Origin of the sequence: Gilvimarinus gilvus (assembly GCF_030518155.1) — a bacterium.
GTDB lineage: Bacteria > Pseudomonadota > Gammaproteobacteria > Pseudomonadales > Cellvibrionaceae > Gilvimarinus > Gilvimarinus gilvus.
Genome location: NZ_JAULRU010000732.1, coordinates 1 through 386, shown reverse-complemented (window position 1 = coordinate 386; position 386 = coordinate 1). Strand labels below are relative to the sequence as shown.

The following is a 386-nucleotide window of genomic DNA, read 5'->3' as shown; positions in this document are numbered from 1 at the left end:
GTATATTCGCAGAATCAAAATTTAAGTAAGATACAATGTAAAAAATAATTTCTTTCAGACAAATCAGAACAACAACCTCAAAACGGTTGCTGTATTGTTTCACTTCTAAAGAAAGGAATTATGCTTACTTTACAAAATATTTCATATCAACATCCAAACAAGGATATACTGTTTAGCGACATTAATTTAACAGTACAAAATCAAGAAAAAATTGCTTTAATTGGTAATAACGGAGTAGGAAAATCTACTTTATTGAAAATTATCGCCAAAAAAAGTCAATCATCAAACGGAATAATAAACATTGAAACCGAACCTTATTATGTTCCACAAATTTTCGGACAATTCGATCAGTTAACAATAGCTCAAGTACTGAAAATTGAAGATAA

1 protein-coding gene is annotated in these 386 nt (G+C 28.2%); it reads left to right on the top strand.

From position 1 onward, the window contains the following. Nucleotides 1–120 precede the first annotated feature (120 nt). A partial coding sequence (locus QWI17_RS19145) for an ATP-binding cassette domain-containing protein (protein WP_302724136.1) occupies nt 121–386 on the top strand: 266 nt, incomplete at its 3' end.